23 protein-coding genes are annotated in these 25,383 nt (G+C 42.3%); 4 read left to right on the top strand and 19 right to left on the bottom strand.

All coding sequences use genetic code 11. The annotated features are described in order from the left end of the window. Window positions 1-8: 8 nt before the first annotated feature. The 14 genes from OC529_RS08945 to OC529_RS09010 all read right to left on the bottom strand — a co-directional run bounded on the left by OC529_RS08945 (window position 9) and on the right by OC529_RS09010 (window position 16,756). Entirely contained in the window at window positions 9-893 is an 885-nt protein-coding gene (locus tag OC529_RS08945; RefSeq protein ID WP_050390559.1) for an SPFH domain-containing protein, read from the bottom strand. A 1,722-nt stretch (window positions 894-2,615) separates the two neighbouring features. Next, on the bottom strand, window positions 2,616-4,121 hold the full coding sequence (gene adcA / locus OC529_RS08950; protein WP_262081976.1) for a zinc ABC transporter substrate-binding lipoprotein AdcA: 1,506 nt from the start codon (window positions 4,119-4,121) through the stop codon (window positions 2,616-2,618). 9 nt (window positions 4,122-4,130) lie between these two features. After that, window positions 4,131-4,937, bottom strand: coding sequence for a metal ABC transporter permease (locus tag OC529_RS08955; RefSeq protein ID WP_000950038.1), 807 nt, complete (start codon window positions 4,935-4,937; stop codon window positions 4,131-4,133). Continuing rightward, entirely contained in the window at window positions 4,930-5,634 is a 705-nt protein-coding gene (locus tag OC529_RS08960) for a metal ABC transporter ATP-binding protein (RefSeq protein ID WP_001269496.1), read from the bottom strand. The genes OC529_RS08955 and OC529_RS08960 overlap by 8 nt, the downstream gene beginning before the upstream one ends. Continuing rightward, the gene (gene adcR, locus OC529_RS08965) at window positions 5,634-6,074 is read right to left on the bottom strand and encodes a zinc-dependent transcriptional regulator AdcR (RefSeq protein ID WP_001249308.1); all 441 of its coding nucleotides are present in this window, start codon (window positions 6,072-6,074) and stop codon (window positions 5,634-5,636) included. Before adcR ends, OC529_RS08960 begins: the two co-directional genes overlap by 1 nt. A gap of 152 nt (window positions 6,075-6,226) precedes the next feature. After that, window positions 6,227-7,495, bottom strand: a complete 1,269-nt coding sequence (gene dltD, locus OC529_RS08970; RefSeq protein WP_262081977.1) for a D-alanyl-lipoteichoic acid biosynthesis protein DltD — start codon at window positions 7,493-7,495, stop codon at window positions 6,227-6,229. Next, window positions 7,488-7,727 carry a D-alanine--poly(phosphoribitol) ligase subunit DltC gene (gene dltC, locus OC529_RS08975; protein ID WP_000351967.1) on the bottom strand — a complete coding sequence of 80 codons (240 nt, stop codon included), beginning with the start codon at window positions 7,725-7,727 and terminating at the stop codon, window positions 7,488-7,490. The genes dltD and dltC overlap by 8 nt, the downstream gene beginning before the upstream one ends. Before the next feature lie 13 nt (window positions 7,728-7,740). Continuing rightward, complete coding sequence (gene dltB, locus OC529_RS08980; protein WP_173212889.1) at window positions 7,741-8,985, bottom strand: D-alanyl-lipoteichoic acid biosynthesis protein DltB; 1,245 nt, start codon at window positions 8,983-8,985, stop codon at window positions 7,741-7,743. Further along, on the bottom strand, window positions 8,982-10,532 hold the full coding sequence (gene dltA / locus OC529_RS08985) for a D-alanine--poly(phosphoribitol) ligase subunit DltA (RefSeq protein ID WP_173212891.1): 1,551 nt from the start codon (window positions 10,530-10,532) through the stop codon (window positions 8,982-8,984). Before dltA ends, dltB begins: the two co-directional genes overlap by 4 nt. Window positions 10,533-10,552: 20 nt before the next feature. Then, window positions 10,553-10,684 (bottom strand): teichoic acid D-Ala incorporation-associated protein DltX, encoded by a 132-nt coding sequence (locus OC529_RS08990; RefSeq protein ID WP_000813667.1) that lies wholly within the window; start codon window positions 10,682-10,684, stop codon window positions 10,553-10,555. A 333-nt stretch (window positions 10,685-11,017) separates the two neighbouring features. Beyond that, window positions 11,018-11,722 (bottom strand): MIP/aquaporin family protein, encoded by a 705-nt coding sequence (locus OC529_RS08995; protein WP_000980823.1) that lies wholly within the window; start codon window positions 11,720-11,722, stop codon window positions 11,018-11,020. A gap of 70 nt (window positions 11,723-11,792) precedes the next feature. Then, window positions 11,793-13,619, bottom strand: coding sequence for a type 1 glycerol-3-phosphate oxidase (glpO, locus tag OC529_RS09000; RefSeq protein ID WP_262081978.1), 1,827 nt, complete (start codon window positions 13,617-13,619; stop codon window positions 11,793-11,795). 41 nt (window positions 13,620-13,660) lie between these two features. Next, window positions 13,661-15,169, bottom strand: coding sequence for a glycerol kinase GlpK (gene glpK, locus OC529_RS09005; RefSeq protein WP_049511829.1), 1,509 nt, complete (start codon window positions 15,167-15,169; stop codon window positions 13,661-13,663). A 159-nt stretch (window positions 15,170-15,328) separates the two neighbouring features. Further along, window positions 15,329-16,756, bottom strand: coding sequence for a helix-turn-helix domain-containing protein (locus tag OC529_RS09010; RefSeq protein ID WP_262081979.1), 1,428 nt, complete (start codon window positions 16,754-16,756; stop codon window positions 15,329-15,331). 164 nt (window positions 16,757-16,920) lie between these two features. Here OC529_RS09010 and hslO point away from each other — a divergent pair, with 164 nt between their 5' ends. Genes hslO through OC529_RS09025 form a run of 3 tightly spaced genes read left to right on the top strand, consistent with a single transcriptional unit; the run spans window position 16,921 to window position 19,313 of the window. Then, window positions 16,921-17,793 (top strand): Hsp33 family molecular chaperone HslO, encoded by an 873-nt coding sequence (gene hslO / locus OC529_RS09015; RefSeq protein WP_262081980.1) that lies wholly within the window; start codon window positions 16,921-16,923, stop codon window positions 17,791-17,793. Further along, window positions 17,780-18,760, top strand: a complete 981-nt coding sequence (gene dusB, locus OC529_RS09020; RefSeq protein ID WP_262081981.1) for a tRNA dihydrouridine synthase DusB — start codon at window positions 17,780-17,782, stop codon at window positions 18,758-18,760. Before hslO ends, dusB begins: the two co-directional genes overlap by 14 nt. Before the next feature lies 1 nt (window position 18,761). Next, entirely contained in the window at window positions 18,762-19,313 is a 552-nt protein-coding gene (locus OC529_RS09025; protein ID WP_262081982.1) for a cysteine hydrolase family protein, read from the top strand. 69 nt (window positions 19,314-19,382) lie between these two features. Here the strand turns inward: OC529_RS09025 and OC529_RS09030 are convergent, their stop codons facing one another. Continuing rightward, entirely contained in the window at window positions 19,383-20,036 is a 654-nt protein-coding gene (locus OC529_RS09030; protein ID WP_262081983.1) for a hypothetical protein, read from the bottom strand. A 277-nt stretch (window positions 20,037-20,313) separates the two neighbouring features. Here OC529_RS09030 and OC529_RS09035 point away from each other — a divergent pair, with 277 nt between their 5' ends. Then, entirely contained in the window at window positions 20,314-20,544 is a 231-nt protein-coding gene (locus OC529_RS09035; protein WP_262081984.1) for a hypothetical protein, read from the top strand. 71 nt (window positions 20,545-20,615) lie between these two features. Here the strand turns inward: OC529_RS09035 and OC529_RS09040 are convergent, their stop codons facing one another. The 4 genes from OC529_RS09040 to OC529_RS09055 all read right to left on the bottom strand — a co-directional run bounded on the left by OC529_RS09040 (window position 20,616) and on the right by OC529_RS09055 (window position 25,362). Then, window positions 20,616-23,048: an ATP-dependent Clp protease ATP-binding subunit gene (locus OC529_RS09040; RefSeq protein ID WP_262081985.1), complete on the bottom strand. Its 2,433-nt coding sequence runs from the start codon at window positions 23,046-23,048 to the stop codon at window positions 20,616-20,618. 1 nt (window position 23,049) lies between these two features. Then, complete coding sequence (locus OC529_RS09045) at window positions 23,050-23,508, bottom strand: CtsR family transcriptional regulator (protein WP_004261972.1); 459 nt, start codon at window positions 23,506-23,508, stop codon at window positions 23,050-23,052. 118 nt (window positions 23,509-23,626) lie between these two features. Further along, a complete protein-coding gene (locus OC529_RS09050; RefSeq protein ID WP_262081986.1) occupies window positions 23,627-24,355 on the bottom strand; it encodes an ABC transporter ATP-binding protein in 729 nt (242 codons plus the stop codon). Continuing rightward, window positions 24,355-25,362: an ABC transporter substrate-binding protein gene (locus OC529_RS09055; RefSeq protein WP_262081987.1), complete on the bottom strand. Its 1,008-nt coding sequence runs from the start codon at window positions 25,360-25,362 to the stop codon at window positions 24,355-24,357. Before OC529_RS09055 ends, OC529_RS09050 begins: the two co-directional genes overlap by 1 nt. Window positions 25,363-25,383 lie beyond the last annotated feature (21 nt).

Here is a 25,383-nt window from a genome sequence, read left to right on the forward strand (position 1 = left end):
TTAATCTATTATTTCTTCTCAGCGCGAAGGGCTGACAAGATTTGTGTACGGATATCATCTACACCATTTGGTGTATTTGGTAAAAAGATCGTTTGATTACCTTTTGCAGCAAAAGTATTCAAAGTGTCCAAATACTGGTTGGTCAAGAGGATGGACATGATTTGTTCTTCTGTCATGCCAACATTGGCTTCCTTGAGTTCGGTGATAGACTCTGCCAATCCATCCACAATCGCCTTTCGTTGTTGGGCAATCCCCACACCATGAAGGCGGTCTTTTTCTGCTTCGGCTTCAGCTGCAGTGACGATTTTAATCTTATCGGCTTCTGCCAATTCTTGCGCTGCGACCCGCTTACGTTGCGCCGCATTGATTTCATTCATGGATTGCTTAACTTCTGCATCTGGCTCCACCTTAGTAATCAAGGTTTTCACGATAATATAACCGTAAGTTGTCATTTCTTCCGCCACTTGGTGTTGAACTTCAAGGGCAATCTCATCTTTTTTCTCAAACAATTCATCCAAGGTTAATTTTGGAACAGAAGAGCGAAGAGCGTCTTCGATATAAGATTTAATCTGAGATTCTGGACGCATAAGTTTATAGTAGGCATCTGTCACGCTCTGCTCGTTGACACGGTACTGGGTCGCTACATTCATCATAACGAACACATTGTCCTTGGTCTTAGTCTCAACCACAATATCACTTTGCAACAAGCGCAACTGAATCCGAGCTGCAATCGAGTCAATCCCAAAAGGCAAGCGAATATGAATACCGCTATTGGCAACCTTTTGGTATTTCCCAAAGCGTTCAATAATCGCCACCGACTGCTGACGAACCACATAAACTGTACTCAGTGTGACTATCAGCAATAGGAGCACACAAACAATCAGAAAAATCATGAAAAATATTGCCATAATGGAACCTCCACAAGTATTTTTCTAGTATTATAGCACATTTAAAGAAGGCTGTGCCGTTTTTACTGCGATTTTTCCTGAAATGTCAATAATTAGAGGTGAATTGTCACATTGTCGTCTAATCCTTGCTAAAATAACTGGTAAGGAATTAAGCGCACCATGCTAGTTCTTTCCAGACCACCCTTATTTCTATTTTAAACAATTAAGAGTCAAACTGGAAACAGACAGATATTGAGCTAATGTAAATCTGTTTGTGACAAATGTTTTTAATATAATGTTTTATCCTTCAAGTTAATGAAGAGAGTTGTTATATATAGCAATTTTACTCACAACGTAAGTTAGTTTTAATATACAAGCTGCCATACTTCAAGAATTAAGCAATGTTGATGATCTGAATGTAGTGTGATATACTATTTTTGTCATCGGTTACCGATTACGTTCCTATGGGTTCGTGAGAGGAGGTGAAACTAATGAGCCTTATCATAGAGCTCGCTCTTACTATTGTAGCGGATGTTATAGCTGGAATTATCTTGTATTTCGTCTGCAGATGGCTAGATAGTAAGGAGTAGACCGAGTGACTAGCCTATAAACACCCGTTAAATCGCTAAGATACGTCAAAAAAGCCCTTAACTACGGCAATAGTTAGGGGCTTTGGTGTTCTAATGAACCTTATCAATTAACTATATTCTAGCATATAATCTACAATAGTTCAAGCATTAAGTGACCTTGATGATCTAAATTTAGTGTGGTATAATACTTTTGTCATCGGTTACCGATTACGTTCCTATGGGTTCGTGAGAGGAGGTGAAACTAATGAGCCTTATACCAGAGCTTGCTCTTACTATTATAGCAGATGTTATAGCTGGAATTATCTTGTATTTCGTCTGCAAATGGCTAGATGGTAAGAAGTAGACCGAATGACTAGCCTATCAACACCCGTTAAATCGCTAAGATACGTCAAAAAAGCCCTTAACTATGGCACTAGTTAGGGGCTTTGGTGTTCTAATGAACCTTATACACTAACTACATTCTAGCATATAAGTCCTAATATTTCAAGCATTAAGCAATGTTGATGATCTAAATTTAATGTGATATACTATTTTTGTCATCGGTTACCGATTACGTTCCTTACGGTTCGTGAGAGGAGGTGAAACTAATGAACCTTGCCCCAGAGCTCGTTCTTACTATTGTAGCGGACGTCATAGCAGGAATTATCTTGTATTTCGTCTGCAAATGGCTAGATGGTAAGAAGTAGACCGAATGACTAGCCTATCAACACCCGTTAAATCGCTAAGATACGTCAAAAAAGCCCTTAACTACGGCCATAGTTAAGGGCTTTGGTGTTCTAATGAACCTTGCCTATCAATTTTATTCTAACATACAGGTCCAGATATTTCAAGAGTTTTATTTATTTTTTTAAAGTGCCTTAGGTATCTGAAAGGTCTATAATGAAGTTATATTCAATGAAAATCAAAGAGCAAACTAGGAAGCTAGCCACAGGCTGCTCAAAGCACTACTCTGAGGCTGTAGATAGAACTGACGAAGTCAGCTCAAAACACTATTTTGAGGTTGCAGATAGAACTGACGAAGTCAGTAACCATACGCACGGCAAGGCGACGTTAACGCGGCTTGAAGAGATTTTCGAAGAGTATTACCATCTAGTACCCCAAAAACCGACCAGCTCTTATGAACTAGTCGGTTTTTTCATCAATGCGCCAACATTTCTTGGGCGATTTCTTGGCCAGATAGGTTATCTGGATAGTAGGTTGGCCAGTTGTTCATTTCTTCAAAGAGGGCTTCTTGGCTTGTGCCTCCAAAGAAGATATGGAAATGTTCTGCCTTAACTGGGGCGATATTGTGGTCACTAAACTGAACATACTTGAATTGTCCAGCATCAGCATCTGTGGCTTCAAAGAGGAAGCGTACTCCACGATTGCCTTTCTTGTAAGTCAAGATTTTCTTGCCGACATACTTGTAGGTGAATTTCTTACTTTGTCCACCTTGAACAAATTCCATAGTATTATCAGTAATGTTGATCTTAGTGACATCCGTCTGATAGCCTTTTGTATAGTAAGCCTTGTACTCAGCTTGGGTCATCTTACCAGTCAACTTAGCCTTGTAGTCAAAGACTTGGTCAAAAGTGCCATCTTCAAGGAAAGGATAAACTGATTGCCAGTTACCTGCATAGTCACTCAAGGTGCGGTCCTTGACATCTGCATCCTCAAAGTAACCATTTTGAACTGTCTTGGTATCCTCTGCCTTTTCAGGCTCAATTGCTGGGCCTTCTTGGTCCGTTGTTTGTTTCAAAGACTTGAGGTTTTTCTCCATGATAGAGATATAATTTTCTCCCGCCTTGGTATCTTCTTCTGTCAGACTTTCTAAAGGATTAAGGACATCTGTTTTGACACCTGCCTCTTTTGAAAGTGTGTTAGCAAGGGCTTGTGAGGCATTTTCTTCAAAGTAGATATAGGCAATTTTATTTTTCTTGACGTACTCTGTCAATTCTGCCAGACGTGCAGCTGATGGCTCTGCATCTGGAGAAAGTCCTGAGATAGCGACTTGTTTGAGCCCATAGTCTAAAGCAAGGTAGTTAAAGGCTGCGTGCTGAGTCACAAAGCTCTTTTGTTTAGCTTGAGACAAGCCTTCTGCATAAGCCTTATTCAAGGCTTGCAATTTTTCGATATAGGCAGCCGCATTCTTCTCAAAGGTCTCTTTTTTATCAGGATAATCTGCTGACAAGCTATCACGGATGTGCTCTACAAGTTTAATGGCACGGACTGGTGATAACCAAACATGGGGGTCAAACTCATGGTGATGGCCTTCTTCTCCATGGTCATGGTCTCCCTCTTCTTCCTCACCACCTGGCAAGAGCAACATATCGCCTGTCGCCTTGATGGTTTTCACCTTTTTCTTATCCAAAGTATCTAGCAATTTAGGGACCCATGTTTCCATGTTTTCATTTTCATAAACGAAGGTATCTGCGTCTTGGATTTTGGCAACTGCCTTGGCAGACGGTTCGTATTCATGGGGTTCTGTACCAGCACCGATGAGGAGTTCTACATTAGCAGTATCTCCTGCGACTTGCTTGGTAAATTCATAGACAGGGTAAAAGGTTGTCACAATATTTAGTTTGCCATCTGCCTGCTTTTGATTGGAACAAGCCACTAAAAACAAGGCACATAGACTGGCTAGTAATAAGCTAATTTTTTTCATCTTAGTCTCCTATTTGATAAAACGTCTTACTAAACTAATGAGCAAGAAAACAGTTACAAAAATAATAGTAATACTTGCACTTGCAGGTGTTTCTGCATAGTAGGAAATGTAAAGTCCTGCTACCATTCCCAAAAATCCAATCGCACTGGCAAGCAGCATAACCGATTTAAAGTTTTTCCCCAGACGCAGGGCAATACTAGCTGGCAAGACCATGATGGTCGATACCAGAAGAGCTCCTGCTGCAGGAATCATAAGGGCAATAGCCACTCCTGTAACCATGTTAAAAAGAATAGACATGGTACGAACTGGCAAGCCATCCACAAAGGCCGTATCCTCATCAAAGGTCAAAATGTACATCGGACGAAGGAAGAGGAAGGTCAAAATCAAGACAACCGCCGCAATGACAAAGAGGGAAATAACCTGCTCCTCGCTAATCGTCACGATTGAACCAAAAAGATACTGGTCCAAACTCATAGAACTAGAGCTTTTTCCCTTGCTCATGACAATCAGAGAAACAGCCAGACCTGTTGACATGAGGATAGCTGTCCCGATTTCCATAAAGCTCTTGTAAACCGTACGGAGATACTCCAGGAAGACCGCCGCAATCAAGACAATAGCAATAGTAGAAACAGTTGGAGAAATCCCTAGGACCAACCCAAAGGCTACACCCGAAAGCGAGACGTGGCTGAGGGTATCACTCATCAAACTCTGACGGCGCAAGATAAGGAAGGTTCCAAGAACTGGCGAGAAAAGACTCATGGCAATAACAGCCAGAAAGGCACGTTGCATAAAGTCATAAGATAACAAACTAAGCATGGCCCACCTCCTGATCATTCTCATGAACGTTGAAACAACGCCATGGCGAGTCTTGGTTACGGACTAGATGAATATTGCGGTCCGCATAATCCTTAACTTCTTCAGGGTCATGGGTAATCATCAAAACAGCCTTGCCATGATGATGGGCGCTGTGGTGCATAAGTTCGTAAAATTCATTTTTACTTCCTGCATCCATCCCCGTTGTCGGCTCATCTAGGATAAACACATCTGGGTCCGAAGCAAACATACGAGCAATCACCGCTCGCTGCTTTTGTCCCCCAGATAGAGACCCCAAGCGTTTGTCTCGGTGTTCCCACATACCAACTGAGTCCAAACTAGCCTTGATATGCTCCTCATCATGAGCATTCAAACGACGGAACCAGCCTTTTCGCGGATAGCGACCCGACTTGACAAATTCATAAACCGTACTTGGAAAACCAGCGTTAAAACTGGCAATCTGTTGAGGAAGGTAAGCTATTCTCAATTTCTTACCCTGCGTATTTGTCTTTGAAATGGTCACCTTTCCAATGCGTGGCTGGAGGATTCCAAGACTGGCCTTGATGAGTGTCGTCTTAGCCGCCCCATTTTCCCCCGTCAAGGTAACAAATTCCCCACTATCAACACTATAATTGATATGTTCAAGAACGGGCTCCTTATCATAATAGAAGGATAAATCCTCTACCGTAATATATCTCATTATTTGATTTCTCCTACTAAAGCAGTCAAAAACCGCTGGATCACTTTTTGTTCATTTGGAGTAAACTGAGTCGCCACTTGTTCATAGGTTAAAAGTGTATGCTCATGGTGATGATGGTGCTCCTCAGCGATTGGACGAGCCAAATCAGTCAACTGATAAAAAATCACACGCGCATCCTTAGGATCTTTAGATGTTTCCAACATCCCTTCCTTGACCAAAGACTTAATGGCCTTGGTAACTGCCGCCTGACTGACATTGAGACGACGAGCCAACTCTGAATTTGTTAAAGATTCCTCCGACAAGAGCATGAGGATATGCTCCTGGGTATTGGTCAGAGCTACCTCGCTAGTACAATGACCTATTAGGATTTCATGTTGGTTTTCTGCCTGTAAAATCACCTCATTCAAAAAAGCATCGATATCCTTCGCTAGCTGTCTCATATCTGACTCCTTTCCTTTTAGACTTCTCTTTTTTAAAAGAAAAATACTATTCTTTGAAAAATTATTTACTGGTTAATTATATCACAACCAAAAAAAGAGTCAAGAAAAAACGTGAAAACTAGTTTCATCCTTGAACTCTTCTATACTATTATCTATTGAAATGCCTTGACATCTCCATCATAAGTCGCCCAGTCTTTACTGAAAAAGCGCTCATTCAGATGGTACGTCGGAGCTGGGGTGGGATTGGATAGGAAGGGATCAACGGCCTTATCAAATGCCAACCAACCTAACCAACCAAGGTGAATGGTGTCCTTCATAAAGAAAGGCTCCCCGCCGTCCTTAGAAAAATCTGCTATATTGGTAAAACCTTGACTTTCTAATTGGTAGCGAATCTTCTGCACCGTTTGTTGGTACATATCCTCTCGTAAACCAGCGTAGTCCATCCATTTTTTATTAACAGGTGGAATGATAAAAATCGGGTTTACCCTAGATTTAGAAAACTGTGTTAAAACCAACTGCAAGTCATTATACTCTGGCGACTTGAGATAGGTAAAGCTTTTCTGAGAGTCCTTTAATTTCTTCAAATCCTTCTTGATCTGCGTATTATAGAAATAATTTTCCATTCCCAGATCATTATTGGAAGTATTCTTTTCAGCATCTGCTTTAACAATATCTTCTATGGCTTGATAAGAAAACTGGTCTGGCAAGGTCTTTAAATACTTAACTACATGCTTATCATAATTGACATAGCCTCTAACTGAAAACTGACCAAAAAAGGAAGCTTGGCGTTCATTAAACCGAGCCAATAATTCAATCATTTCATTGTCTGCCGTCGACAATTCTTCTTTACTTGCCAACTTCTGAACCAAATCCTTCATAGCTACGTTTGGGAACTGCTGTAGTAAGCGAGTCGCCGCATATTGACTAGCCTGATCTCCAGATTGATGTTCCAGAAAACTGGTCAACTGGTCTCCATTAAAATACTGCTGGAAGGCTGCTGGCTCATAGCCGTTTTTACTGAACCACTGAGGTGAGATAACATACACAACTTGTTTATTCTCCAGTTGTGGCAACATCTGTTGCATTCCAAAATACTGGTTAAGCGATGCAGCTCCCCTCTGTCCTAAAAGATAAGGACGGTAGGATCGATTGTATTTCTCAGCTAATACCGCAGGATGAGCACCGTCAAAACGAAGCCATTCACTAGAGCCAAAGAAGGGAACAAAACGCATATTTGGATCAGATAGTGCTCTGACTTTTTGACTTCGCTCCTTAAAACTATCGATAGTAGTAGCCACCGCTGAACGCTTTTCAGCTCCTAGATTATGATGCATCTCAGTAGGATAAAAGAAAATGAGCAGAAAAACCAACAAACCAGCTATCAAGACCGGTCCGAAGATCATCCATAAGCGTTTAAGCATTTTGTAGCTCCACAATACCAGCTATGATTTTATTAGCTGTATTCCAGTCGTCGCGACCAAACTCTGTCACAGGGACACGAATGTCAAAACGGTTTTCAATCTCCACAATCAACTCAACCGTTCCCATACTATCCAAGACACCTGCATCAAAAAGATCTTCATCCATCATGTCAGAAACATCTTCCATAAACAACTCATCAATAATTTCGATAACTTCTGATTTGATATCCATATTTTATTTCCTTTTATTTTTTAAACCATAAATCATTCAAAAATCCAGAAAAGATTAAGAATGACAGCATGACGACATGGAAGGTGACAACCATGCCAAGCAACTGAATCCAGCGATTCTCAGGTAGAGCAGCTTTCCCTGCTTTTTTCCGTTCCTTATTGAGCGTTTTTTTCTTACGAATCCAAGCGTCATTGATAACCAGTCCAATCCCATGAAAGAGTCCATAGGCGATATAGTACCAGGTCACACCATGCCAAAATCCCATAATCAGCATATTTACAATATAGGCCACACTTGAGGTTACATTACGATTTTTAAAGATCTTCTTTCTGGTCAACACCATCACCATTCGCATAAAGACAAAGTCACGGAACCAGAAAGAGAGGCTCATGTGCCAACGATTCCAAAACTCTTTTAAATCCCTTGATAAAAAGGGCTTGTTAAAGTTGATAGGGCTACGAATTCCCATCAAATTTGAAATGGCTAAGGCAAACATAGAATAACCTGCAAAGTCAAAGAAAAGTTCCAGACCAAAGGTATACATAACTGCCAAGGCATAGAGATTAAAGAAACCACCTGACTGCAAGGCTAAATTCTTCAAAGGAGGCAACAAGGTCTCTCCTAAAACATGAGCTAAGATAAACTTGTACAAAAAGCCCCACATGATATAGCGAACAGATTCATCCAGCATATCCATCAACTCATCTCGCTCAGGAATGGTCTGATAATTTTCATTAAAACGCTTAAAGCGATCGATTGGGCCACTTGAAAAAGTCGGCATAAATAGAAGAAAGCGGAGGAATTCCCAGAAGGTAAAATCCTTAATCACTCCATCTCTCAGCTCGATGATAATTCCAACCGAACGAAAGGTCAGGTAAGAAATTCCCAAGAACCCAAGCAAAGACTGCGTTCCATTGATAGCCGGCTGCACCTTGACAAAGATAATCGGAAGGAGGGATAGAAAGCTAACTAGGTAGAAGACCCACTTGCCATCCTTACTTTTTCGATAGTGCTTGTAGAAGAGTACGAGCAATATTTCCCAGCAAAGGTAAATACCCAAGGCAACCAACTGATTGGTCTTCCCACCTACCAACATGGTGACAATAAAGAAGAGGCTAACCAGCACTTCATACCAGGCAAAGCGTTTCTTGAAAAAGAGGCCGATAAAGATGGGCAAGGTTGCAGCAATCACATAGACAAAATACTGAGGATTGCCATATGGCTCTAAATGAGGAAGCTGTTGAAAGAACTCCATCATCTCTCATTCACCTCGTTAATCAATCCTTTGATGTCAATTTTTCCATTTGGAGTCAGTGGCAGACTGTCTCGATAAAGGAATTTAGACGGCATCATGTAGGACATCATGATATCTGTTAAATCTTCCTTGATAGCCTTGGTAATATCAATATCTCGCTCAAACTGCTCACGCACACCATCTTTTAAGATGACATAGGCCAACAGATTTTGCACCTTATGATCCTTGTTATAACGTGGAACAGCAACAGCAGATTCGATAAAACGAGACTTGTTGAGGTTTTGCGAGACATCTTCTAACTCAATGCGGTAACCGTTGAACTTAATCTGGAAGTCCATGCGTCCGCCGTAGAGAAGCAAGCCCTCATCTGTCATGGTTCCCACATCGCCTGTGTGGTAGGCTGGCAGTCCTTCAAACTCAAAGAAAGCTTCCGCTGTTTTTTCAGGATTGTTCATATAACCTTTTGAAACGGCTGGTCCAGAAACAATGATTTCTCCCTGTTCGCCATTTGGCAATTTATTGCCGTCCTCGTCAATGATAAAGGTTGGAGAATCAGCCTTGGTATAACCGATTGGTAGGCGTTTGAGAGTCGCTAGCATCTCATCTGTCACGGCAACTGCGGACAGGGCCACTGTCGCTTCTGTTGGGCCGTAAGCATTGATAATACGGGCATTGGGGAAACGCTCACGTAGTTTTTGAGCTGTTTTGACCGTCAATTCTTCACCATCAAAGTAGAAATGCGTGATGTCAGGCATTTTTTCGCTATTAAAGTCTTCAGACAACATGGCCATATCTGCAAAAGAAGGGGTTGATGTCCAGATAGCGATTGGCAATGAAAAGATGGTCGTAAAGAGTTGCTTAAAGTCCTGAGTAATAGCTGAAGGAAGAGCGAAGAGCGTACCACCTAATGCCAAGGTCGGAGCCCAGTACATGACAGACAGGTCAAAAGAATAAGGTGGCTGAGCCAGCATTTGCGGACGACTTGGCGTCGCAAATTCCTTGTCCGTAATCATCCAATTGGTAAAGCTGAGGAGGTTATCATGTGAAATCTGCACTCCCTTTGGCTTACCAGTTGTACCAGAAGTAAAGATGATGTAGTAGTTATCATCTCCCTTGACTGGATGCGTGATCTCATATCTAGACCCTTGAGCAAAGGCTTCTTGAACCTGAGCTAGAGTCATCATCGGTGTAGAAACCTGCTCCAATGAAAAGTCTGAGATAGCAATAATCAAACTTGGCTCCGCTACTTCTAAAATAGCCGAAACTCGCTCCAAGGCCGAATGACTATCAATTGGAATGTAGGCATGTCCTGACTTAGTCAAGGCTACAAAAGTTGCCAACATTTCATATTCTTGGCCACCAAAAACGACCACAGGAGACTTCTCAGGCAATCCTAGTTGGTCAATGGCTGCAGCCAAACTATCCGAATCAGCCTTTAAATCGCCATAAGTGTGTTCCTGACCCAAAACATTGTAAACAGGATAGCTAGGCTGTATCTGAGCAAAATGCTCAATGGTTTCAATCATATCTACTATTGGTTTATTTGACACAATAGGAATTCTCCTTCAAGTTAAAATTCATTATAGATAAAGCTTCCTTGACCCTGACCAAGATAGCTAAAGAAGTAAAGCAGCCCTAGAAAGATAAGAAAATACAAGGCTGTCCGACCAAGAAAAAGGTACAATTCTTTTCTCTGTTTCATCAAGAAAAACCATTCATTTCTGTAATTTTTGCTAAATAAGAGTGATTCTTACTAGCTTATTTTTCTACCATTGTACCACTTTATATAGTATTTTTTCAATTGTTTACCGTATGTTTTCAATAGATTTCAGCTTATTTTAAGGATTATGCGGTTTTTCTATGTCTATTTCAAAAGAAAAAAGCCTGAGATTTCCATCTCAAGCTCTATCATCATAATTGTTTTCTAATACTCAATGAAAATCAAAGAGCAAACTAGGAAGCTAGCCGCAAGCTGTACTTGAGTACGGTAAGGCGACGCTGACGTGGTTTGAATTTGATTTTCGAAGAGTATAAACTAGAAAAGTGAGAATACAAGCACTGCCAAGGCTGCACCGATAACAGGTCCCACAACAGGAATCCAAGCATAAGACCAGTCTCCGTCTCCCTTGTTTGAAATTGGAAGGATACTGTGCATGATACGAGGTCCAAGGTCACGCGCAGGGTTCAAGGCATAACCTGTTGTCCCACCTAGTGATAGACCGATACCGACAATCAAAGTCCCCACTGCAAAGGTTCCGATACCTGCCTGAAAATCGTACAGCCCCAAAGCAAAAATTGTCAAGACCAAAACAAAGGTTCCAAGGATTTCGCTGATCAAGTTAGAAACTGTATCCTTGATGGCCGGTCCTGTGCTGAAAGTAGCCAAAATATTTCCTGCATTTTCTTCTGCCTCATAATGCGGTTTGAATTGCAACCAAACCAAAATCTGACCCAGCATAGCCCCTGCAAACTGAGCTAGGATGTAAGGGAAAACGGAAGCCCAAGGCAAACCACCTTTTAAGGCCACACCGATGGTCACAGCTGGGTTTAAATGAGCTGGACTGAGTTTGCCAGATACAAAGACTGCAACTGCAACTGCAATCCCCCAACCCATAGTAATCACAATCCAACCTGAGCTGTTGCTCTTGGTTTTTGGAAGAACCACACCTGCAACAACACCATTTCCTAGAAGAATCAGGATTAAAGTTCCCAAAAATTCTCCAAATAATTCATTCATCATCTTTCTGTCTCCATTAAAAAGGAGGAGAGGGTAGACTAGGAGTCCTGCCCGCCACCTCTTTGATTTTTTCTTAATTTTTTAATTCTGCTAAATCATTATTAGCAAGAGCTGTTTTTACATCAGCACGGTAAGTTGCTTTTTCTTCTTCTGTCCAGTCATAGAATCGTCCCATTTCATCCAAAACTGGCTCAACGATACTATCCAAACTATCACGCATAAAGAGCATATGGTTGGTACGACGAAGAAGGAAGTCAACTGGGCTAAGTGCCAACTCATTGCGCATTGCATAGTGAAGGGACAAGGTATCTGCCAAGCTGAGTCCTGGTGCTTGTTCCAAACTATGAGCAAGAGCAAAGACCTTCGGTGCATTTGAACCGTAAAGATTTGCTAGGTAATGAGCTTCCTTGCTATCCAATCCACGTGACACTCCAAGTTGTGCAAAGGCTTCGATTTCTGAATCTACATTTGCTGGGTTCAATTCCCCACCTGAAACAGGATAAGTCTTCGAGTTGATCAGTTTAAAGCTACGGTCAAATTCTGCTTTGAGGATGTCAACCACGCGCTCCATAGCTCCTTCAGCCATCTTACGGTAGTCTGTGATTTTACCACCAGCAAGGGTCAAGAGACCATTATCATCTCGGTCCAAGCTAGAACCGCGAGAAACTGCAGATGGGTCCAAATGTTTCTCAGAGGTACTGCTTTCAAGCTTGCTGACAGCAGACTCAACATCTTCACGCGTTTTTTCCTTAGAGAGATAAGATTCGACAGTAGCGATTAAGTTGTTAAAGCTTTCATCACTGATGGTCCCGTTATTTCCTCCATTATAGTCAGAAGCACTATTGCCTGCGATCAATGGACGAAGACCTGCCCAACTGCTTTCAATATCATCAATGGTGATGTTGGCTTCTGGGAAGCGGTTGTTGACAATGCCAAGTAGGTAATCTACATCTTCCTGCGTCACTTTTGGATGTTCCAAATCCCCTGTGTAGTCTGTATCAGTTGTACCGAAGTAAGTCTTGTTTTCACGTGGGAGAACAAAGACCATACGGCCATCACCCAAACCTGTATCAAAGTAAACTGGCTGTGAAACCTTGATTTTGCTTGAATCCACTACCAAGTGAACTCCCTTAGTTGGACGCATTTGTGAGAATTGGGTTCCCTTATTAGACAAATTGCGTACCTTGTCGCTCCAAGGGCCTGTTGTGTTAATCACCAGACGGGCCTTGATTTCAAAGACTTGGTCTGTCAACAAATCACGAGCTACAACACCTGTAATCTTGCCACTTTCGTCAAAGAGGAAGCCTTCTGCCTTCACGTGGTTGGCAATGAGGGCACCGTCTTGGTTGGCACGTTTGATATTTTCAATCACGAGACGCGCATCGTTGTTACGGAAGTCAAGGTAAACCCCACCTCCTACCAAACCTTCTTTCTTCAAGTTTGGTTGGCGTTCCAAGACTTCTTCCTTGCTCAAAACCTTGTTTGCAGCAGGTGTGTTGTTCACACCTGCTAAAAGATCGTACAAATCCATAGCTACTTTAAGGCGGAAGAGGCTAAAGGTCGCTCCATCTTCTTCATAAACTGGTAAGAGCATTGGGTCTGGTTTTGGAATGTGAGGTGCAATTTGTTGTACCACTGCACGTTCTGAAACCGTATCTGATACCACTTCTACGTCAAATTGCTTAAGGTAACGAAGACCTCCGTGAACCAATTTTGTTGAACGGCTGGATGTTCCTTCTGCAAAGTCTTGCATTTCAATCAATCCAGTCTCAAGACCGCTAGCTGCCGCCTGCAAGGCTACACCAGCACCAGTGATTCCTCCACCGATAATCAAGAGGTCCAGGGTGCGTTCCTGCATTTTTTTAATTGATAATTCACGTGTTTTCTTTGAAAATTCCATATTTACACACTTTCTAAATAAATCGCTTTATTCTGCCAGTATTAGTCGTCTACTTCCGCAAAGACTTGCGTTGCTTTCACAGCCTTCTTCCAGCCCTTGTAGAGTTGTTCCTTGCGCGATTCGTTCATAGATGGCTCAAAGAGTTCTCCTGTCTCGTTCAAGAGTTTCAACTCATCCAAATCCTTCCAGTAGCCTACTGACAAACCTGCTAGGAAGGCTGCTCCTAGAGCTGTTGTTTCCAAGTTTTTGGCGCGTGCGATGTCAATTCCCAAAATATCAGCTTGGAACTGCATGAGGAAATTGTTCATAGCTGCACCACCATCTACTTTCAAGACTTGGATAGCTGTCTGAGCATCCACTTGCATGGTGTCGATAATGTCACGCACTTGATAAGCAATAGATTGCAAAGTCGCCTTGATAAAGTCTTCCTTACTTGTTCCACGAGTCAAGCCAAAGACAGAACCCCGAGCGTTTTGGTTCCAGTATGGAGCGCCTAGACCTGTAAAGGCTGGAACGACATAAACTTCATCATCATTGTGAGAATCACGAGCGTATTTTTCAGATTCTGGTGAATTTTCCACCATGCGAAGACCGTCACGAAGCCACTGAATAGCACTTCCTGCGATGAAGATTGAACCTTCCAAGGCATAGTAAACCTTGCCGTTAATTCCGTAACCAATGGTTGTCAAGAGGTTGTTTTCAGACAACTGCATTTCTTCCCCAGTATTCATGATGATGAAAGAACCTGTTCCATAAGTATTTTTAACCATACCAGGTTCAAAAGCCAACTGTCCAAAGAGGGCTGCCTGTTGGTCCCCAGCCATACCAGATATTGGCACTTCTCCACCGTAGAAATGGAATGGCGCTGTCTTACCATAGATTTCAGAATTAGAACGAACTTCTGGAAGCATAGCCTTAGGAATGTTGAGGATTTCCAAAATCTCATCATCCCATTTGAGTTCTTTAATGTTATAAAGCATGGTACGAGCTGCATTTGAGTAGTCCGTCACGTGAGCCGCACCGTCAGTCAATTTCCAAACCAACCAAGTATCGATGGTACCAAAGAGCAATTCCCCTTTTTCTGCTCGCTCTTGAGCGCCCTCTACATGGTCCAAAATCCAACGAACCTTGGTAGCAGAGAAGTAAGCATCAATAATCAAACCAGTCTTTTCATGGAATTTTTCCACATAACCTTGGCTTTTTAGTTGTTCAGCCAAAGGAGCAGTTTGCCGTGATTGCCAAACGATAGCATTGTAGATAGGAAGCCCTGTTTTCTTATCCCAAACGACCGTTGTTTCACGTTGGTTGGTAATCCCGATTGCCTCGATTTGATTTGGCTTGACACCACTTTCGATGAAAGCACCCGCAATAACTGACTGAACAGAGTTCCAAATTTCATTGGCATTGTGCTCAACCCAACCTGCCTGAGGGAAAATCTGAGTAAACTCTTTTTGGCTCGAGCTGACCTTTTCTCCTTTTTTATTAAAAATAATGGCACGAGAACTTGTTGTTCCCTGGTCAATAGCCATGATGTATTTTTCTTGTGACATGTGCTGTCCTCCTGATAAAGATCTTGAGGATGTTTCCTCTTTACACTTACTAGTATATAAAATAAAGCGCTTTCTTGTTCATCAACTTTTTTTAATTTTTAAAAAAATGTGAGGAGATTGTGTGAATTTCACAAAAAAGACCTGGAACAACCAAGCCTTTTAAGTGAATAATAACTGACGAATCCCTGCCAAATCTTCCATATCCAAGTCGTTTTTTAAATAATAGACTGGGGTCTGTTCTTTCTTATGAATGGGGTTATTGGTAACCAGTAAATCATAATGCCGAGTTCGGTCATAGGCCTCAATGGTAATAAAACGGTTGTATTCCAAATACCGTTTCAAAATGGCTGCCATCCTTGAAAAGACAAGAAAACCAGATGTCAAATCCAGACCAATCCGCATATGCTGGCCACCGTTTTCAGCCATATATTCGATTAACTGGAGCCATTCCCAGAAAATTTTCTTATCTAAGTCTGTCCCCTGATGAAAAGCAGGTAGAGCATGAAAAATCTCTTCTGCTGTCTCTTTAAAATCATGTTCCATCAGCAAATAGGGATGACGATTCTCCAACTGGTACTTGTAGCGATCCTGTAAAATATAGCCCTTATAGAGATAGACTTGAGCACAAAGCTGACTGAGTTCATAGGTGACATGGTCCTCTGTATAACCGCCCAGCAACTCCTCCTTTTTCATTTCTTGAATCAATTGCGTCAGTAAATCTACCAACTGCCCTCCAAAACCAAGGATATACTCCATAGTATGAAGAGGAAGAATACGATGAGATAGGAGGAAAGAGAAGAAAATCATCATCTCACCATCCTCAGTCCCCAAAGGAATGTGTTGCCCAGCAAAAAAGGACGGAGCCTTTCTCAGCAAACGAAGGTAGAAAATATTGTCAAAATACCCTCGCATTTTCTCTTCTATGACTTGAAACTGACAGGCGTTGACCCGAAGACGCTGTTGACTGATATGAGCCCAGAGAACCAAGTCCAATTTCTGCCCCGCAGACAAACTTGCACCGCAGATTTCTTCTAGTGTAGCAATCTCCTGCTTTCTCTCTGGCTTCTGCATATGGCCTTCCCATTCCTGACTGGACCAGACCTTGCGGAAAAGACAGAAATAGAAGTAACGAATCTGATGCTCTGGACCTCGCCAACGGCCATTTTGGATGGATAAGTCAAATTCTGACAAAATCTGATTTAAACCAGCTAAGTGGCGACCAAGTGTTGCCTCGCTAATCATCAATTCTTGAGCCAGCTGATGGGCTAAAAACTGTTGGTGGTAGAGAAGATAGACCACAATCTGGTATTTAACAGCATTCTCCAAAAACAGGCTCCGAATCTCTCTCCCCTTGGTAGCTGCACCGATTGACAGATGCAAATTTTCATCTTCTAAGGAGATGTTCAGCTCTAAGCCACTATCCAAAGCCTTGTCATTGAGCAGGGTGACATATTTGGTTAGGGTTGCTTTTGAAAATCCTGTTTCCTCCATTACAGCCTTGACAGTCGTCTGAGACTCTTGTAATAGAAAGGAAAGGATTGAAAATTGACCACACTCGGCTTTCTCCATCAAATCTCCTAAATACATTTGTTACCCCTTTCATTTTCTACCTTAAGCATAGCATAAATCTTACAAATGCTGAAATAATCTGTTTCTCTTTTTATTTACCTGCTGATTTTCTGGTCCATTATCCTGAAAATCAGCAAACACACGGCTCCCCCTTTGGGCATTTTTATGCTAAAATAGTAGCTATGGATAAAATTATTAAAACTATATCAGAAAGCGGAGCCTTTCGTGCTTTTGTCCTTGATAGCACGGAAACCGTCCGCACTGCTCAAGAAAAACACAAAACCCAAGCTAGCTCAACTGTAGCGCTTGGTCGAACTCTTATAGCTAGCCAGATTCTCGCAGCCAATGAAAAAGGAAATACTAAACTAACAGTTAAGGTGCTGGGTTCTAGCTCTCTAGGGGCCATTATCACGGTCGCAGATACCAAGGGGAACGTCAAAGGCTATGTTCAAAATCCTGGCGTTGACATCAAAAAGACCGCAACTGGTGAAGTTCTAGTCGGACCTTTCGTTGGAAATGGTCAATTTCTCGTTATCACAGACTACGGCATTGGAAATCCTTATACTTCCTTGACCCCACTCATCTCTGGAGAGATTGGGGAAGACCTTGCTTTCTACCTAACAGAAAGCCAACAAACCCCTTCTGCAGTCGGCCTCAATGTCCTTTTGGACGAAGAAGACAAGGTTAAGGTTGCTGGTGGTTTCCTAGTTCAAGTCTTGCCGGGAGCCAAGGAAGAAGAGATTGCTCGCTTTGAAAAACGCATCCAAGAAATGCCAGCTATCTCAACCCTTCTCGAAAGTGAAGACCATATCGAAGCCCTCCTCAAAGCTATCTACGGTGACGAGGCCTACAAGCGTCTTTCTGAAGAAGAGATCCGTTTCCAATGTGACTGTAGCCATGAGCGCTTTATGAATGCTCTTGCCAGCCTTCCAAGCTCAGACTTACAGGAAATGAAAGAGGAAGACCACGGAGCAGAAATCACTTGTCAATTCTGCCAAACTACTTACAACTTTGATGAAAACGACCTGGAGGAACTCATTCGTGACAAATCTTAATACACCTTTTATGATTGGCAATGTTGAGATTCCCAATCGAACCGTTTTAGCACCCATGGCTGGCGTGACCAACTCAGCCTTTCGGACTATCGCAAAAGAGCTCGGAGCTGGACTCGTTGTCATGGAAATGGTCTCTGACAAGGGAATCCAATACAACAACGAAAAAACACTGCACATGCTTCATATCGATGAAGGCGAAAACCCTGTTTCTATCCAACTATTTGGTAGTGATGAAGACAGCCTCGCACGCGCAGCAGAATTCATCCAAGAAAACACTAAGACCGATATCGTCGATATCAACATGGGCTGCCCAGTTAATAAAATCGTGAAGAACGAAGCTGGCGCTATGTGGCTCAAGGATCCAGACAAGATCTACTCTATTATCAACAAGGTCCAATCTGTCCTTGATATTCCCCTTACTGTCAAAATGCGTACCGGCTGGGCCGACCCATCTCTTGCAGTAGAAAATGCCCTCGCTGCTGAATCAGCAGGTGTTTCTGCCCTCGCCATGCATGGCCGTACCCGTGAACAAATGTACACAGGCCACGCAGACCTTGAGACCTTGCACGACGTAGCTCAAGCTCTGACCAAGATTCCCTTCATCGCCAACGGTGACATCCGTACAGTCCAAGAAGCCAAACAACGTATCGAAGAAGTCGGTGCTGACGCAGTCATGATTGGCCGCGCTGCCATGGGAAATCCTTACCTCTTCAACCAAATCAACCATTACTTTGAAACAGGAGAAATCCTACCTGATTTGACCTTTGAAGATAAGATGAAAATCGCCTATGAACATTTGAAACGCTTGATTAACCTCAAAGGAGAAAACGTCGCAGTTCGTGAATTCCGTGGCCTCGCTCCTCACTACCTCCGTGGGACATCTGGTGCAGCCAAACTCCGTGGAGCCATTTCACAAGCTAGCACTCTGGCAGAGATTGAGGCTCTCTTGCAATTAGATAAGGCTTAAAATGGTTCATACTGCTCTACTGATTATCGATATGCAAAAAGCATTTGATAACCCTATCTGGGGAGAACGGAACAACCCTCAAGCTGAACAACAAGCACTGAGGGTACTGGCATACTTTCGTAAGCACGCTCTTCCAGTCTTACATGTTCAACACATATCTGACAATCCCCAGTCGAAATTTCATAACAAACAAAATCAGGTGTTTAAAAGTGGATTTGAGCCAGTTACTGCCGAACCTGTCTTTCAAAAAACGGTTAATAGCGCCTTTATTGGAACAAATCTTGAAACATATTTACGAAAAAATCAGATTTGTCATTTAGTCGTTGTTGGTTTGACCCTGCCTCATTGTGTATCTACTACGACACGAATGGCAGCAAATCTTGGTTTTGAAGTCACTTTACTAGCAGATGCTACTGCCAGTTTTACCCTATCTAACAAAAACGGTCAGGCCATCTCTCCTGAGACTATCCATGAGATTAATCTCCTTTCTCTACAAAATGAGTTTGCTCAAATTCTTACTACAGAAGAATTTTTAACCCAAGTACAAGTATAAAATAATCCGTCAACTCTTATTGAGCTGACGGATTTTCTTTGATTGTAAAAATTCAAATACTGAGGGTTATTATTGACTCAAAGCAACACTGGAAACCTTACCATCCGCTCCTGTTGTAATTTGGATGACTTTTCCTCCACCAATTTTGGCATTATACTTGCCATCATCAAGAGTATAAGAGTAGCCTCTGATAGAGTAGTTTTCTTTCTTTCCATCAGCAGATTCTACTGTGAATTGACCTCCTGATGAAACTGTGATGGTTTCGCCATTGGCTCCCTTCCAGTTGCCCGCTGCTGCTGAAAAATCACCATCCACCATTGTTAGAACACCCTTGTAGCGTTTATTTTGCTCTACTTGCTTGTCTTGAAGTTTACGGTCAGTTGTTGATTGGTTAGACTGGGCTTGAGGAGCCTGAGCAGGTGTTTGTTGATTAGACACCTCTTGACCATGTCTTTGCTCTGGTGCAGGTGTTGTTTGTGATGGTGTTGTAGTTGCTGCAGACTGGTCGGTAGACGCCTTAGCCTTTTCAGATGAAGCTGAACTTAAGGATTTCTGAGTCTTGCTTTCTTTGCTAGCAGAAGCTGCTTTAGAACTTGATGATTGGCTTGTCTTAGCAGAACTGCTTGCTTGAGTTGTTTCCTTTTTATTTCCACAAGCTCCCAGTAGCAAGGTAGAAGCCAATACAGTTGCTGCCATCAATTTGATATAAGTTTTCTTTTTCATTTTTCTACTCCTTTGTAATATTTTAGTAATATAAAGAAATCTTTTTGTAATGTAATTGTAACATTGGGATTTAAATATGTCAACAATTTATCTAAACTATTTTAAAAATCTTAAATACTTTAGATACATTTACTCCTCCTACTCTTCTATTCGTAATAAAACAGAAAAACAGGAGATTTTTCTATTAAAAATTTGAATTTATTTTTTGTAATCGCTTGCATTGCGTTGGACAAAGGAATATAATAACATTGAAATAGAATATAGGAGATGCACTCTTATGCTAAATAAGTATTACAAGTATCTTCCTTGGTTGATTTTGGGAGCTATTGGCTCTTATCAATCAGCAACTTACTATTCGCGAACTGCATTTGATGTCTTCCATCTGACTACACTCTTTATGATTGTTTATATAGCTTTGCTATTCCTACACGAAAAATATCTCAAGTATCGATACAAAGACTTCTTTACTCACATATTGAATAATCCTAAGAAAGATAGGCATCCCTAAAAGCAGTCGTAACACAAAACCATCTCATTATGGTACATAAAGAGGTCGGGAACTTTGTCCCGACCTCGTTTTTATGCAATATCAAATTTTAACTGGCCAGCTTTGACACCAATCTTAAGTGTGCTGCCTGCCTCTAATTCTCCCTTAAGAAGAAGTTCTGCCAACTTGTCCTCCACTTCTGTTTGTAGGGTTCTGCGAAGTGGACGAGCTCCCATCTCTGGGTCATATCCTTGATTGGCCAACAATTTCAGTGCGGAAGCTTGTAATTTCAAGTCAATGCCTTTTTCAGCTAAACTTGCCTCTAAAGGTTTGACCATAATCTTCACCACTTCCTGCATATGGTCACTAGACAGGCTATGGAAGACCACCTTTTCATCAATACGGTTGATAAACTCAGGTCTATAAGCTTTTTTCAGCTCTTCGAACATGCGTTTTTCCATATTTTCCTGATCAAAACGAATATCCTTAGCTCCAAAACCGACGGTCTTGTCATCCCGAAGGGCTGTCGCACCAAGGTTTGACGTCATGATGATAATGGTATTTGAAAAGTCAACCTTGCGCCCCTTGCTATCTGTCAAGACACCATCATCCAAAACCTGTAAGAGAACATTAAAGATGTCTGGGTGGGCTTTTTCTACCTCATCAAAGAGGAGAACAGAGTATGGTTTGTTGCGAACCTTCTCGGTCAACTCCCCACCTTCTTCATACCCCACATATCCTGGAGGAGCTCCGTTGAGACGACTGGCTGCGAATTTTTCCATATACTCACTCATATCAAAGCGGATAAGAGCTGATTCGTCGTCAAAGAGGACTTCTGCCAGAGCCTTGGCTAATTCAGTCTTCCCGACACCTGTAGGCCCTAAGAACATAAAGGAGCCAATCGGACGCTTGTGACTGCGAATCCCTGACTGATTGCGGCGAATGGCACGGCTAATGCTTGAAACTGCTTGATCTTGACCGATAACACGTTTGTGCAATTCAGCTTCCAAATTCAAGTATTTCTTGGCATCAGTTTGAGTCAGTTTTTGGACTGGAATACCTGACAAGCGACTCAAGGTGGTCAAAATATCAGACTCTGTCACCAAGTCTTTATAGACAGGCACTTCCTCTTCTTTTGCGATTAGCTGAGCTGCCTGTTTCCACTTGCCATCCATCAAGGCCTTGTCAGCTGGACTCAAGTCAGAATCGTCTGCTTTTACATGCTTTGATTTATTTTGCACTGTTGCTGCTGCCTCATCCAAGAGGTCGATAGCAGAGTCTGGCAAGTGACGGCTAGTCAAGTAACGATGAGCCATCTTGACGGCTGTTTCAACCGCCTCATCTGTGATTTGCACACGGTGATGTTTCTCATAAGTCGCCTTCAAGCCTTGCAAAATGGTCATGCTGTCTGCCACACTTGGCTCTTCAATCGTCACTTTGGCGAAACGACGAGAAAGGGCTGCATCTTTTTCGATATGTTTTTGGTATTCTTCCTGAGTGGTGGCACCAACCGTTCTCAAAGTTCCACGCGCCAAGGCTGGCTTCAAGATATTGGCCGCATCCAGAGTTGAGTCAATTCCACTCCCAGAACCCATGATAGTGTGAAGTTCATCGATAAAGAGGATGACTTGGCCATCTTCTTCAATATCCTTAATGATATTGTTCATGCGTTCTTCAAAGTCACCACGGAAGCGTGTCCCTGCAACGACATTCATCAAGTCAAGCTCTAACACGCGCATCTTAGCCATTTCCGCAGGTACATCACCACTAGCAATACGCTGGGCAAGACCAAGCGCCAGAGCTGTTTTCCCGACACCAGCATCCCCAACCAAGACAGGATTATTCTTGGTTTTCCGGCTCAAGATTTGAATCATACGGGATATTTCCTTGTCACGACCGATGACTGGCTCTAATCTGCCAGAGCGAGCCTGGTCCGTCAAATCATGCGTATAGTCCTCAAGTCCACCACTCGGAGTCTGGGGCATTCCCATCATATTAGCCATAGAATTTTGTTTGTCAGCCACAGCACGATGGCGTTGGCGTAAAGCCTTGAGGTCTTCACGAGTCCAGCCTGCCCGTTCTTCTAAATTTCGACGAAGAGCAGCAATCTTGACCTGATCTTTCTTGTCTTCATAAGAAAAACCAGCCCTCTCCAAGATACGAGTCGCCAAGGCATTGCCATCATGCAAAATCGCATAGAGGACGTGCTCTGTCCCTAGCACCTTAGCATGGACCACTGACGCTACATACTCTGCTTCGTCAAAAAGAACCTGCAAACGACGAGAGAACGGCAATTCCGTAAAGGTTTCATCCTGGCTATAGTCCGTTTCAGTCAGTTCCAAAGCCACCTCTTCCAAACGGTCCATCTCATATGGATAATCATTTAAAGTCGCCCCTGCCACACTATAACTGTGATTGGACATGGCAATCAACAAGTGCCAAGACTCTAGATAACGAGCTCCAAAATGGCTAGCAACCATGTAGGCACTTTCGATACATTCATTCAATGCTTTTGAATAGTTCATCTTACTTCCCTTTTCTATCTACCTCTTGTATGACCTGTCGTAGCATGTTTGCACGAACAACTGGAGCTTCTTCTCCTAGAACTCGATCCAAAGCTACCGCTACCAGCAAATTCATCTCCTGCTTGGTCATCAATTCCTGCTCAACCAAAAGCTGTAGAATATCCTCATAAATTTCTTGACTAACTCGCTCGCCAATCGAATAAAGCAACTCTCGGAGCATTTCATGATGACTAGAAAACTCAATCCGTCCTATACGAATGTAGCCTCCGCCACCACGCTTACTTTCAACCAAGTAGCCTCTACTTTCCGTAAAGCGTGTCTTGATCACATAGTTAATCTGACTAGGAACAACCTGAAAGGTATCCGCCAACTGACTCCGTTGCAACTCCACAATTCCAGATTGATCTAAAATCGCCTTGATGTAGGCCTCAATATGATCCGATGTATTTTTAAATCTCATTACAAACCCACCTCTCTCTTTGAACCTTGACTATCTTTGACTATTATACCGAAATTTTCTCATTTTTAAAAGAAAAAGGGCGCTGGTAAAGGATAATCTTCACCAACTCCCTATTTTTCTACTTATCTAAGCCTAATTCTGCCAAGATTTGACGTTTGTAGGCAATCTTTTGGACTTCCTTGTCCTCATCTTCAGACCAATCTAGTTTAATTTCTGAAACAATCTGCCCAGGGCGATTTTTCAAGACATAGATGCGGTCGCTGAGACTGAGGGCCTCCTCGATACTATGCGTGATGATCAAGGTTGTTAGCTGCAACTGCTTATGAATCTCAAGGTACCAAGCGTGGAGTTCCATCTTGGTCATCTCATCCAAGGCACTAAAGGCTTCATCTAAGAGAAAGAGCTTGTGCCCGAAAAGATAGGTACGAAGTAAGGCTACACGCTGGCGCATCCCACCACTGAGTTCATGAGGGTATTTATCTCTTACAGCTGTCAACTGAAAGGTCGCAAGAATTTCATCCGCGCGAGCAATAGCTTCCGCCTTATCCACCTTTTGAATCAAGAGGGGCAGAATGATATTACCAAGCACCGTCTTGTGCTCCAAGAGCAAGTCCTTTTGCAACATATAACTCACGCGCCCCTTGGGATTTTCTTCACCATCAAGGACAATTCTCCCTGACTGAACTTCTAAAATCCCTGCGATCAGATTAAAGAGGGTGGTCTTTCCTACACCACTTGGACCTAGGATGGAAACCACTTCACCTGAAGTCACTTTCAGATTGATGTCCTCTAAAATCCTCTCCTGACCATAGGCATAACTGACGTGTTCTAGTCTAATTTCTGTCATTATTTCACAAATTCGTTAGTGAAGCCTTTATCTGTCAAGTCTTCTTTAAGGATACCATTTTCTTTATCCCATTTGTAGAAGGCATTCCAGCGAGCTGCATCAAATTGACCCCATTTTTCCTTGTCGCTTGCGTATTCTTTTGACAAGTATTTTTGAGATTCGATGACAAAGTCACGTTTTTCCTTGAGTTCAGGTGCATTCTTAATGAGGATATCCGCAGCTTCTTCTGGATGTTCCATAGCGTATTGGTAGCCTTTTTTGATAGCTTGGATAACTTTGCGAGCTTCTTCCTTGTTGTCTTTCAAATAGTCGTTGTTGGCGATGATGACTGGTGAGTAGTAGTCAAATTCTTTAACGTAGTCTTTCAAGTACATGAAATTAGCATCTACACCTTGAGATTTAGCAAGGATACCATCCCATCCATAGTAGATCCAAGCAGTGTCAAATACTCCATTGGCAATCGGTGTGATAGAGTTTGAATCGTTGTTTGGTACTTTTTCGACTTTATCAAAGTCCCCACCTTGTGACTCTACCAATGTTTTCAACATAGCAAGTTCAGTTGGGTCATTCCAAGTTCCGTATTTCTTCCCAACCAAGTCTTTAGGACTATTGATATTGTCAGACTTACGAGAGATGATTCCTGATGTATTGTGCTCAACAATAGCTGCAACGGCAGTAATTCCTGCTCCTTTTTCCAATTTTTTAGCCATATAGTCTTGGAAATACACTGCAAATGGTGCCTTACCGTTAATGACTAAGTCAGAAGAACTTTCTTCTGGTGGCAATTTCAAATCAACATCCACTCCAGCTTCCTTGAAATAACCTTTTTCCTTGGCCACATAAAGCCCTGTGTGGTTGGTATTTGGTGTCCAGTCTAGGATAAAGTCGATCTTCTTGAGTTCTGCTTCTTTATTGTCCTTAGAAGCAGTTCCTTGACCACAAGCTACAAGCACAACAGCTACAAGAGCTGTTAAAACAGTTAAAAACACTTTCCATGTTTTCTTCATTTCAATTTCCTCTTTTCTTTT

It is taken from the genome of Streptococcus sp. Marseille-Q5855 (assembly GCF_946901985.1).
Lineage (GTDB): Bacteria > Bacillota > Bacilli > Lactobacillales > Streptococcaceae > Streptococcus.

Bases quoted from the DNA above. Each gene is read 5' to 3' on its own strand.
- OC529_RS09055 (WP_262081987.1), bottom strand. From the start codon at position 25,362: ATGAAGAAAACATGGAAAGTGTTTTTAACTGTTTTAACAGCTCTTGTA.
- OC529_RS09035 (WP_262081984.1), top strand. From the start codon at position 20,314: ATGCTAAATAAGTATTACAAGTATCTTCCTTGGTTGATTTTGGGAGCT.
- dltB (WP_173212889.1), bottom strand. From the start codon at position 8,985: ATGATGGAGTTCTTTCAACAGCTTCCTCATTTAGAGCCATATGGCAAT.
- hslO (WP_262081980.1), top strand. From the start codon at position 16,921: ATGGATAAAATTATTAAAACTATATCAGAAAGCGGAGCCTTTCGTGCT.
- dltC (WP_000351967.1), bottom strand. From the start codon at position 7,727: ATGGATATCAAATCAGAAGTTATCGAAATTATTGATGAGTTGTTTATG.
- OC529_RS09045 (WP_004261972.1), bottom strand. From the start codon at position 23,508: ATGAGATTTAAAAATACATCGGATCATATTGAGGCCTACATCAAGGCG.
- OC529_RS08995 (WP_000980823.1), bottom strand. From the start codon at position 11,722: ATGATGAATGAATTATTTGGAGAATTTTTGGGAACTTTAATCCTGATT.
- OC529_RS08955 (WP_000950038.1), bottom strand. From the start codon at position 4,937: ATGCTTAGTTTGTTATCTTATGACTTTATGCAACGTGCCTTTCTGGCT.
- OC529_RS09030 (WP_262081983.1), bottom strand. From the start codon at position 20,036: ATGAAAAAGAAAACTTATATCAAATTGATGGCAGCAACTGTATTGGCT.
- OC529_RS08990 (WP_000813667.1), bottom strand. From the start codon at position 10,684: ATGAAACAGAGAAAAGAATTGTACCTTTTTCTTGGTCGGACAGCCTTG.
- OC529_RS08960 (WP_001269496.1), bottom strand. From the start codon at position 5,634: ATGAGATATATTACGGTAGAGGATTTATCCTTCTATTATGATAAGGAG.
- OC529_RS09025 (WP_262081982.1), top strand. From the start codon at position 18,762: ATGGTTCATACTGCTCTACTGATTATCGATATGCAAAAAGCATTTGAT.
- glpK (WP_049511829.1), bottom strand. From the start codon at position 15,169: ATGTCACAAGAAAAATACATCATGGCTATTGACCAGGGAACAACAAGT.
- dltD (WP_262081977.1), bottom strand. From the start codon at position 7,495: ATGCTTAAACGCTTATGGATGATCTTCGGACCGGTCTTGATAGCTGGT.
- OC529_RS08945 (WP_050390559.1), bottom strand. From the start codon at position 893: ATGATTTTTCTGATTGTTTGTGTGCTCCTATTGCTGATAGTCACACTG.
- adcR (WP_001249308.1), bottom strand. From the start codon at position 6,074: ATGAGACAGCTAGCGAAGGATATCGATGCTTTTTTGAATGAGGTGATT.
- OC529_RS09040 (WP_262081985.1), bottom strand. From the start codon at position 23,048: ATGAACTATTCAAAAGCATTGAATGAATGTATCGAAAGTGCCTACATG.
- glpO (WP_262081978.1), bottom strand. From the start codon at position 13,619: ATGGAATTTTCAAAGAAAACACGTGAATTATCAATTAAAAAAATGCAG.
- adcA (WP_262081976.1), bottom strand. From the start codon at position 4,121: ATGAAAAAAATTAGCTTATTACTAGCCAGTCTATGTGCCTTGTTTTTA.
- OC529_RS09050 (WP_262081986.1), bottom strand. From the start codon at position 24,355: ATGACAGAAATTAGACTAGAACACGTCAGTTATGCCTATGGTCAGGAG.
- OC529_RS09010 (WP_262081979.1), bottom strand. From the start codon at position 16,756: ATGTATTTAGGAGATTTGATGGAGAAAGCCGAGTGTGGTCAATTTTCA.